Below are 8662 nucleotides of genomic sequence, written 5' to 3' on the forward strand. Positions count from 1 at the left end.
CGCGCCGGTCGTCAGCGGACCAGGAAGTTTTTCAGCAGGGCGTGGCCGTGCTCGGACAGGATGGACTCGGGGTGGAACTGCACGCCCTCGATGTCGAATTCCTTGTGGCGCACACCCATGATTTCGCCGTCATCGGTCCATGCCGTCACTTCCAGGCAGGCCGGCAGCGTGGCGCGCTCGATCGCCAGCGAGTGGTAGCGGATCACCGTGAACGGCGAGGGCAGGTCCTTGAAGACGCCCACGCCGGTATGCGCGATCAGTGAGGTTTTGCCATGCATGACCTGCTTGGCGCGGATCACCTTGCCGCCGAAGGCCTCGCCGATGGCCTGGTGGCCCAGGCAAACGCCGAGGATCGGCTTCTTGCCGGCGAAGTGCTTGAGCACTTGCAGCGAAATGCCGGCCTGCGCCGGGTCTTTCGGGCCGGGCGAAATGCAGATGCGCGCCGGGTTCAGCGCCTCGATCTCCGCAATGGTGATCTCGTCGTTGCGAAAGGTGCGCACGTCCTCGCCCAGCTCGCCGAAGTACTGCACGATGTTGTAGGTGAAGGAGTCGTAGTTGTCGATCATGAGCAGCATCTTAGAATCCCCCATCCAGGCCATCTTGCACTTGTTCGGCGGCGCGCAGTACGGCACGCGCCTTGTTTTCGGTTTCCTGCCATTCCATCTCGGCCACCGAGTCGGCGACAATGCCGGCGGCGGCCTGCACGTACAGCATGCCGTCCTTGATGACACCGGTGCGGATGGCGATCGCCACATCCATTTCGCCGCCGAACGACAGGTAGCCGCAGGCGCCGCCGTAGATACCGCGCTTGGAAATCTCCAGCTCGTCGATGACCTCCATCGCCCGCACCTTCGGCGCGCCGGTCAGGGTGCCGGCCGGGAAGGTGGCGCGCAGCACGTCGAGGTTCGACAGGCCGCCTTTCAGCTTGCCTTCGACGTTGGAGACGATGTGCTGCACATGCGAATACTTTTCGATCACCAGGCGGTCGGTGACCTGCACGCTGCCGATCTCGGAGATGCGGCCCAGGTCGTTGCGCGCCAGGTCGATCAGCATCACGTGCTCGGCGATCTCCTTCGGATCGGCCAGCAGCTCCTTGGCCAGTTCGGCGTCGCGCTCGGGCGTGGCGCCGCGCGGACGGGTGCCGGCGATCGGCCGCAGCGTGACCTTCTTCTCGCCGTCGGCGGCGGTCTCGTTGCGCACCAAAATCTCCGGCGAGGCGCCGACGATCTGCATGTCGCCGAAATTGTAGAAGTACATATAGGGCGACGGGTTCAGCGAACGCAGCGCGCGGTACAGGGTCAGCGGCGAATCGACGTAGGGCTTGCGGATGCGCTGGCCGATCTGCACCTGCATCAGGTCGCCCGCCATCACGTACTCGTGCGCCTTGGCGACGGCCTTCAGATAGTCTTCCTTGCTGAAGTCGCGGATGATATCGGTGCGCACCGAGCTGGAGGTGAGCGGCGCGTCGATGCCACGGCGCAGCATGGTGCGCAGGTCCTTCAGGCGCTGGCGCGCTTTCGAATACGCTTCGGCCTGGGTGGTGTCGGCGTAGACGATCAGGTAGAGCTTGCCGGACAGGTTGTCGATCACCGCCAGCTCTTCCGTCACCATCAGCTGGATGTCGGGCAGGCCCAGGTCGTCCTTGGGCTGGCTGGCGGCCAGCTTTTTCTCGATGTGGCGCACGGTGTCATAGCCGAAGTAGCCGGCCAGGCCGCCGCAGAAGCGCGGCATGCCGGGACGCAGCGCCACCTTGAAGCGGGCCTGGAAGCTTTCGATGAAGTCGAGCGGGTCGCCCTCGTGGGTCTCGATGACGTCGCCGTTCTTGACGATCTCGGTGCGGTTGCCGTAGCTGCGCAACACGGTGCTGGCCGGCAGGCCGATGAAGGAGTAGCGGCCGAAGCGCTCGCCGCCGACGACGGATTCGAGCAGGAAGGTGTTCTTGCCGTTCTTCTGGGTCTGCGCCAGTTTCAGGTACAGCGTCAGCGGGGTTTCCAGATCGGCGAAGGCTTCGGCGATCAGGGGGATGCGGTTGTAGCCTTCCGTGGCCAACGATTTGAATTCGAGTTCGGTCATGTCTTCTCTCCATGCCGCCCCAAGAGCCATGATGGAGTGAGGGCGGTGGTTGTTCAAAAAACCTGTCGGGTGCGTGGGCACATGCGACAGCAATCAAGGTGGCTTACTTTTGCCAGGATTGCCAGCGTCGCCAAAGCCAAGCCTCAATCGAGTTTGGTTGGGGGACGTTGTGTTTTTTGTCGAGAAACATTATCGGTGTAGGGTCTGTGAGCAGTTCAGTTATAAAAACGAATCTGGTTCGCCGCATCGAGCAACGTGGTCACTATACCATCGGAATCGGTTTCGTGTATAGCCTGGCCGTGATTGTAACCGTAGGGTACCGTCAGCACCGGACAGCCGGCCGCCCGCGCCGCCTGGGCGTCGTTCTGCGAGTCGCCGATGGCCACCACCGTGGCCGGTTCCAGGCCGAAATCGCGGCACACCGTCTGCAGCGGCAGCGGGTCGGGTTTCTTGCGCGGCAGCGAGTCGCCGCCGTAGAGCAGCTCGAAGTAGGGCGCCAGGCCCTTCATTTCCAGCAGCGGCTTGGCGAAGGCGATCGGCTTGTTGGTCACGCAGGCCAGGCGCAGTCCCTGCGCCCGCATCGCCTGCAGGCCGGCGACCACGTCCGGGAACAGCGCGCTGTGCCGGCCGTTGATGTCCAGGTAGTGGCGCTGGTACGAGGCCAGCGCCGGCGCCAGCTGCCGCGTCAGTTCGGCGCCCTGGTAGTCGAGCGCCAGCACGCAGTGGATCAGGTGTTCCGAACCCTTGCCGATCATCCGGCCGATCGCTTGTTGCGAGATGGGGGCCAGGGCGAAGTCGGCGCGCATGCGGTTGACCGCCACCTGGAAATCGGGCAGCGTGTCGAGCATGGTGCCGTCGAGGTCGATGATGGCGGCGCGCACGCCGGCCAGTACCGTCATGCCCGCCTTCACTTAAACGCCCGCCAGTTGGGCGCGCATCGCGTCGATCACGGCCTTGTAGTCGGGCTGGCCGAAGATCGCCGAGCCGGCCACGAAGGTGTCGGCGCCGGCCGCCGCCGCCGCCGCGATGTTGTCGATCTTGATGCCGCCGTCGACTTCGAGCAGGATGTCGCGGCCCGACTCGTCGATCTTGCGGCGCGCCAGCGCGATCTTCTTCAGCGCCTCGGGGATGAAGGACTGGCCGCCGAAGCCGGGGTTGACCGACATGATCAGGATCATGTCGATCTTGTCCATCACGTGGTCGAGGAAGTGCAGCGGCGTGCCCGGGTTGAACACCAGGCCGGCCTTGCAGCCGTTGTCGCGGATCAGTTGCAGCGTGCGGTCGATGTGCTCGGACGCTTCCGGGTGGAAGGTGATGATGTTGGCGCCGGCCTTGGCGAAGTCGGGGATCAGGCGGTCGACCGGCTTGACCATCAGGTGGACGTCGATCGGCACCTGCACGTGCGGGCGGATGGCCTGGCACACCAGCGGGCCGATGGTCAGGTTGGGAACGTAATGGTTGTCCATGACGTCAAAGTGGATGATGTCGGCGCCGGCCGTGACGACGTTGCGCACTTCCTCGCCCAGGCGGGCGAAGTCGGCGGACAGGATGCTGGGGGCGATGCGGAAAGTGGTCATGGTGTGGGCTGGCGTTGAGCGTGCATTAAATGGGATGCGCTATTTTACGCTTTGTGGCCCGGCCCGTGGTCCGGGCCACAATTGTCACGCCAAATGTGGCCTACACCTTGCGCCCGGCCCGGATTTGCGGTGCAATGTGGAATGGACGATGAAAATTCGCCAAGCTTGCAGATCTTCGTCGCTGCCCCGCTGTTGCTTCATCATTAAGTTAAGGAATGTTAATGGCCTCATACGAATTCGCTGTCTCGGTCAGAACCCAGTATCTGCCCGAGCAGTCCGACCCGGAACGCACCAACTTCGTGTTCACCTACTCGATCACGATCAAAAACACGGGCACGGTGGCCGCGCAACTGATTTCCCGCCACTGGGTCATCACCGACGCCAACAACCACATCGACGAGGTGCGCGGCCTGGGCGTGGTCGGCCACCAGCCGCTGCTGGCGCCGGGCGAGCAGTTCGAATACACCAGCGGCACCGCGCTGGCCACGCCGCAGGGCTCGATGACGGGCGAATACTTCTGCGTGGCCGAGGACGGCCACCAGTTCGAGGTGAGCATCCCCGAGTTCGTGTTGTCGTTGCCGCGCACTTTGCACTAAAGTAGCGCAGCCCAACAAAAAGGCACGCCGCGCCGATGCGCGCGTGCCTTTTTGTTTCACCCGGCCTGATCGGGCGGCTGTTTCGCCTGCGCCTCGGCGCGCGGGTCGGGCAGCGCCCGGCTCGGCCGGGCCGGCGTCTTGCCCGAGTACATGGTCCACCAGACGATGAACACCAGCAGGAAAAACGCGACCAGCGCTTCAATCATTAATAGCCACATAGCGATCCTCATGTTATTTACACGCCGTAGTCTACTCGTTCCCTTGTCCCTCGTCGCGCTGACCTTGGCCGCCTGTACCAGCGCGCCGCCGGCGCCCGCTCCGGTGGTGCCGGCGCCGCCGCCGCCGGTGGCGGCCGTCCCGACGCCCGTCCCGGCGCCGAGCGCGCCGCCGACACCCAAGCCGAGCGCGCCGCAGTTCGTCCCGGCCAGTTTCGCCGACCTGCCCGGCTGGGACAAGGACGACCTGCGGGCCGCCTGGCCGGCTTTCATGTCGTCCTGCGGCGTGCTGGGCAAGAAGCCCGACTGGAAGGAGTCCTGCAGCATCGCCCGCAGCGTCAACGGTAATGACGAGCGCGCCATCCGCACCTTCTTCGAGGCCTTCCTGCAACCGCAGCGGGTGGTCGCGCCGGACGGCGCCAACGACGGCCTGGTCACCGGCTACTACGAGCCCTTCCTGCACGGCGCGCGCAAAAAAGGCGGCCCGTTCCAGACACCGCTGTACAAGGTGCCGGACGATCTGGTCACCGTCGAACTGGCAAGTGTGTATCCCGAGCTGAAGGGCATGCGCCTGCGCGGCCGCCTGGTCGGCAAAAAAGTGCTGCCGTACTCGACCCGCGCCGAGATCGAGCGCGCCACCGAGGCCGGCGGCAAGGAGTTGCTGTGGGTCGACGATGCGGTCGAGGCCTTTTTCCTGCAGGTGCAGGGCTCCGGCCGCGTGCAGCTGAGCGACACGCAGGAAACCGTGCGCGTCGCCTACGCCGACCAGAACGGCCATCCCTACAAGTCGATCGGCCGCTACCTGGTGGACAAGGGCGAGTTGACCTTCGAGCAGGCCTCGGCGCAGGGCATCAAGGCCTGGATCGCCGGCCATCCGACGCGCCAGCAGGAGCTGTTCAACGTCAATCCCAGTTATGTGTTCTTCAAGGAGGAGCGCCTGCCGGACCCGCGCATCGGGCCGAAGGGCGCGCTGGGCGTGCCGTTGACGCCGCAGCGCTCGGTCGCCATCGACGCCGCGCAGCTGCCGCTGGGCGTGCCCTTGTTCCTCGCCACCACCCAGGCCAACAGCGACATTCCGCTGCAGCGCCTGGTGATGGCGCAGGATACGGGCGGTGCCATCCGTGGCGCGATCCGCGTCGATTACTTCTTCGGCTTCGGTGCCGAGGCGGCGGAAAACGCCGGCCGCATGAAGCAGCGCGGCAATGTCTGGCTGTTGCTGCCGAAACAGGCGGCGGCCCGTTGAGCGCCCGGTCGCTTGCCTGATTTTTCAGCATGGGGCGGCCGCCGGGTCGCCCTGTTCTACTCAGCGGCTTAGCGCAGCACCATCACCGGCAGGGTGGTGTGGGCCAGCACTTTTTGCGTCTCGCTGCCGAGGAACAGGCGGTTCAAACCCTTGCGGCCGTGCGAGGCCATCATGATGATGTCGCAGCCGTGCTGCTTTGCCGTCTCGACGATCTCCTCATAGGGGCTGAACGACAGCGTGACCACGCCCTCGAAGGCGATGCCGGCCGCTGCCGCGGCGGCGGCCACCTTGGCGATGCTGCGGCGCGCCTCCTGCTCCATCTCCTTTTCGAAGGTCTTGGCGTCCAGCACGGCGCCGCCGTCGGCCATCGGCGAGAAGGGGAAGGGGTGGATCACGCTGATGGCGACCAGCTGCGCGCCGTTGAGTTGGGCAAATTGGATCGCCGTGGCGGTGGCTTTGTCCGACAGCGCGGAGCCGTCGGTCGGCAGCAGGATTTTCTTGAACATGGCCTTCTCCGGTGAGTGTGTGACTGCAAGCTTATGGAATTGACCAGGAGAAATCCTTGATCCAGATCAAACCCGGCCCCATCCCTCCGCTCAGGCGTCCAGTGTGGCCGCTATCGGCCGATCGGGGCGCACGGCACGGATCGGCTTGGACAGCGCCATGGCCGCCGTCAGCAGAATGCCGCCGGCGCCGACACAGGCCATGCCGGTGCGGATGCTCAGGTGCTCGGCGATGTAGCCGGCCGCCAGCGCGCCCAGCGGCGCGGTGGCCACGGTGAGGAAGCGCATGGTCGAGATCATGCGGCCAAGGAACTCGTCGGGCGTGACCTTTTGCCGCATGGCCATGTAGGGCATGAAGAACAGCATCACGCCGCAATCGAAGAACAGCGACAGGGAGGCGAAGGCGACGGTGGTGGCCATGGTGCTGCCGAACAATGCCGTCGGAATCGCCGGCATCAGCACGAAGCCCAGCGTGGTGGCGGCCGTGCCGATCAGCAAGGTGACGCCGGGGCCGAAGCGGCGGTTCAGCGGCTTGATGACCATCGAACTGATGAAGACGCCGACGCCGCCGACCATCTGCGCCGCGCCCAGCACGCCGGGCGACATGCCCAGTTCGCGCGTGGCGAACAAAATGGCCAGCGCGGCGTAGCCGTAGAACAGCAGGTGCCAGACGCCGGCCGCCCAGGCCAGCGTGCGCAGCAGCGGATGGCCCCAGATGAAGATGAAGCCGTCGCGGATGTCGCGCAGCGGGTGCTTGTCCGACGGCGCCGGTTGCGGGTCGCGCACGCTGATGCGGCGCAGGTTGAGCACCGAGATGACGAAGCCGGCGGCGTTGACCAGGATGGCGTAGGGCGCCGTCAGCCATTGGATCAAGATGCCGGCGACGCCGGGCGAGATCAGGCGCGAGGCCGAATCGCTGGCGGCGAACTTGGATTGGGCGTCGATCAGGCCGTCACGGCCGATCAGGAAGGTCAGGAAGATCTGCTCGGCGCCGCCGCCGACCACGGTGCAACTGCCCAGCACGAAGGCCACCGCGTACATCCAGTGCATCGACAGCAGGCCCAGCCAGTAGGCCGCCGGGATGCTGGCCAAGGTCAGCGCCTGCACTACCTCGCTGCCGAGCAGGATCGGCAGCTTGCGGCGCCGGTCCAGCAGCACGCCGGCCGGCAGCGCGAACAGGGCGAACGGAATGGCCTGGCAGGCCATCAGCGTGCCCATCTGCGACGGGCTGGCGCGCAGCAGGATGGCCGAGCACAGCGGCAGGGCCAGCGCGCTGATCTGTCCGCCGAAACCGTTGAGGATGCTGCTGAACCAGTAGCGGCGAAAATCGACGTTGCGCAGCAGGGCGTCGCGGGCCAGCAGCTCGGACAGGTAGTGGCGGATGGCGGTAAGAATAGGAGGCTCAGTTCGGTCGGCACGTGGAGCTTCAAATAATACCAGCGTGCAACCTCTCTATATAGGCGATAAAAGATACAATCGCCGCATACTTATATTGAGATGCTTGATTATCCACCGGAGGAGTCCCCATGCAATACGAAGACCTGATTGTTGACGTGCAAGGCAAAGTGGCGCTGATTCGCCTGAACCGCCCCAAGGCGCTGAACGCGCTGAACGACCGTATGATGGATGAGCTGGGTGAGGCATTGCGCAAGTTCGACGCCGACCCGGCGATCGGCTGCATTGTGCTGACCGGCAGCGAAAGAGCCTTCGCCGCCGGCGCCGACATTGCCGCCATGGCCGACTATACGTATGTCGACACTTATCGCGACAACTACATCACCCGCAACTGGGAACACATCCTGCGCGTGCGCAAGCCGGTGATCGGCGCCGTCGCCGGCTACGCCCTGGGCGGCGGCTGCGAACTGGCCATGATGTGCGACTTCCTGATCGCCGGCGACAACGCCAAGTTCGGCCAACCGGAAATCAAGGTCGGCGTCACGCCCGGCGCCGGTGGCACCCAGCGCCTGCCGCGCACCATCGGCAAAGCCAAGGCCATGGACCTGTTGTTGACCGCCCGTACCATCGACGCGGCGGAGGCCGAGCGCATCGGCCTGGTGTCGCGCGTGGTGCCGGCCGACATGCTGCTGGAGGAGGCGATGACCGCCGCCGCCACCATCGCCGACATGCCGACCTCGGTGGCGATGATGATCAAGGATGCCGTCAACCGCGCCTTCGAGACCACGCTGACGGAAGGCGTCAATTATGAGCGCCGCCTGTTCCAGTCGGCCTTCGGCACGCCCGCGCAAAAAGAGGGCATGCACGCTTTCCTGGAAAAGCGCTTGCCTAAGTTCGACGGTCTTTGATATAGTTCGCCTCCCCGCAGAAATGCACGCAGAAACAAGCGATTGCAGAGTGAGCGGGGAGAAAAAGAAGGTTGACGAAATGGCCGAAACGCTGCATACTCTTCCTTCTTCGCAACTGACAAACAAAACGCTTTGTCAAGGGTTCAAAGCCC

The 8662-nt window shown here is 64.8% G+C and carries 10 protein-coding genes; 3 read left to right on the top strand and 7 right to left on the bottom strand.

The genetic code is table 11. The features are described from left to right. Nucleotides 1-11 precede the first annotated feature (11 nt). The 4 genes from H7U20_RS21760 to rpe form a co-directional block, all read right to left on the bottom strand. Nucleotides 12-575, bottom strand: a complete 564-nt coding sequence (locus H7U20_RS21760; RefSeq protein ID WP_199761234.1) for an anthranilate synthase component II — start codon at nucleotides 573-575, stop codon at nucleotides 12-14. Between the two features lies 1 nt (nucleotide 576). Next, nucleotides 577-2073: an anthranilate synthase component I gene (gene trpE / locus H7U20_RS21765; protein ID WP_199761235.1), complete on the bottom strand. Its 1497-nt coding sequence runs from the start codon at nucleotides 2071-2073 to the stop codon at nucleotides 577-579. Nucleotides 2074-2288: 215 nt separating this feature from the next. Then, nucleotides 2289-2972 (bottom strand): phosphoglycolate phosphatase, encoded by a 684-nt coding sequence (locus tag H7U20_RS21770; protein ID WP_199761236.1) that lies wholly within the window; start codon nucleotides 2970-2972, stop codon nucleotides 2289-2291. 12 nt (nucleotides 2973-2984) lie between these two features. Then, complete coding sequence (gene rpe, locus H7U20_RS21775; RefSeq protein ID WP_199761237.1) at nucleotides 2985-3650, bottom strand: ribulose-phosphate 3-epimerase; 666 nt, start codon at nucleotides 3648-3650, stop codon at nucleotides 2985-2987. A gap of 221 nt (nucleotides 3651-3871) precedes the next feature. Here rpe and apaG point away from each other — a divergent pair, with 221 nt between their 5' ends. Then, nucleotides 3872-4246, top strand: a complete 375-nt coding sequence (apaG, locus tag H7U20_RS21780) for a Co2+/Mg2+ efflux protein ApaG (RefSeq protein WP_199761238.1) — start codon at nucleotides 3872-3874, stop codon at nucleotides 4244-4246. A 56-nt stretch (nucleotides 4247-4302) separates the two neighbouring features. Here apaG and H7U20_RS21785 read toward each other — a convergent pair whose 3' ends face one another. Beyond that, the gene (locus H7U20_RS21785) at nucleotides 4303-4452 is read right to left on the bottom strand and encodes a hypothetical protein (protein WP_199761251.1); all 150 of its coding nucleotides are present in this window, start codon (nucleotides 4450-4452) and stop codon (nucleotides 4303-4305) included. Nucleotides 4453-4474: 22 nt separating this feature from the next. On the opposite strand from H7U20_RS21785, the gene mltA reads away from it, so the two are divergent. Next, on the top strand, nucleotides 4475-5704 hold the full coding sequence (gene mltA, locus H7U20_RS21790) for a murein transglycosylase A (protein WP_199761239.1): 1230 nt from the start codon (nucleotides 4475-4477) through the stop codon (nucleotides 5702-5704). A gap of 68 nt (nucleotides 5705-5772) precedes the next feature. Here the strand turns inward: mltA and H7U20_RS21795 are convergent, their stop codons facing one another. Continuing rightward, on the bottom strand, nucleotides 5773-6210 hold the full coding sequence (locus H7U20_RS21795; protein WP_199761240.1) for a universal stress protein: 438 nt from the start codon (nucleotides 6208-6210) through the stop codon (nucleotides 5773-5775). Nucleotides 6211-6300: 90 nt separating this feature from the next. Next, a complete protein-coding gene (locus H7U20_RS21800; RefSeq protein ID WP_233410982.1) occupies nucleotides 6301-7647 on the bottom strand; it encodes an MFS transporter in 1347 nt (448 codons plus the stop codon). 86 nt (nucleotides 7648-7733) lie between these two features. On the opposite strand from H7U20_RS21800, the gene H7U20_RS21805 reads away from it, so the two are divergent. After that, nucleotides 7734-8510 (top strand): enoyl-CoA hydratase, encoded by a 777-nt coding sequence (locus H7U20_RS21805; protein WP_199761241.1) that lies wholly within the window; start codon nucleotides 7734-7736, stop codon nucleotides 8508-8510. Nucleotides 8511-8662 lie beyond the last annotated feature (152 nt).

Origin of the sequence: Rugamonas violacea, from assembly GCF_016461825.1 — a bacterium.
Classification (GTDB): Bacteria; Pseudomonadota; Gammaproteobacteria; order Burkholderiales; family Burkholderiaceae_D; genus Rugamonas.

Bases quoted from the DNA above. Each gene is read 5' to 3' on its own strand.
- H7U20_RS21760 (WP_199761234.1), bottom strand. From the start codon at position 575: ATGCTGCTCATGATCGACAACTACGACTCCTTCACCTACAACATCGTG.
- trpE (WP_199761235.1), bottom strand. From the start codon at position 2,073: ATGACCGAACTCGAATTCAAATCGTTGGCCACGGAAGGCTACAACCGC.
- H7U20_RS21770 (WP_199761236.1), bottom strand. From the start codon at position 2,972: ATGACGGTACTGGCCGGCGTGCGCGCCGCCATCATCGACCTCGACGGC.
- rpe (WP_199761237.1), bottom strand. From the start codon at position 3,650: ATGACCACTTTCCGCATCGCCCCCAGCATCCTGTCCGCCGACTTCGCC.
- apaG (WP_199761238.1), top strand. From the start codon at position 3,872: ATGGCCTCATACGAATTCGCTGTCTCGGTCAGAACCCAGTATCTGCCC.
- H7U20_RS21785 (WP_199761251.1), bottom strand. From the start codon at position 4,452: ATGATTGAAGCGCTGGTCGCGTTTTTCCTGCTGGTGTTCATCGTCTGG.
- mltA (WP_199761239.1), top strand. From the start codon at position 4,475: ATGTTATTTACACGCCGTAGTCTACTCGTTCCCTTGTCCCTCGTCGCG.
- H7U20_RS21795 (WP_199761240.1), bottom strand. From the start codon at position 6,210: ATGTTCAAGAAAATCCTGCTGCCGACCGACGGCTCCGCGCTGTCGGAC.
- H7U20_RS21805 (WP_199761241.1), top strand. From the start codon at position 7,734: ATGCAATACGAAGACCTGATTGTTGACGTGCAAGGCAAAGTGGCGCTG.